This is a genomic window from Pantoea sp. SIMBA_079, from assembly GCF_046940275.1.
GTDB classification, from domain to species: Bacteria; Pseudomonadota; Gammaproteobacteria; order Enterobacterales; family Enterobacteriaceae; genus Pantoea; species Pantoea borealis.
In genome coordinates, this window is sequence record NZ_JAWRYR010000626.1 from 1 (window position 1) to 253 (window position 253).

At 45.1% G+C, this 253-nt stretch carries 1 protein-coding gene; it reads left to right on the top strand.

The features are described from left to right. On the top strand, positions 1-201 hold a 201-nt coding region (locus tag SB719_RS21445), incomplete at its 5' end, for a hypothetical protein (RefSeq protein ID WP_412159928.1). Positions 202-253 lie beyond the last annotated feature (52 nt).

The window sequence follows — 253 nt, forward strand, 5'->3', positions numbered from 1 at the left end:
CTGGAATTTTTGATGCATCAGGAAATGGGTATGCACAGAAACCATCCGTATCAGGGTGCTGATGAATCGATGGATATCCTGGCGTATTTGCTGGCAAAGTTTAGGGATGTCAATAGTCAGAGTGTGAGCACTTCAACTTGGGCAACGGAGTGCTCAACTGCTCTGGCAGTTCCAATTTCAGCATGGAAAGTGCGCTCGTAATGAAATCATCCAGAGGATGGACATGCTCTTGAAATTTCCGAACATTCAGTAT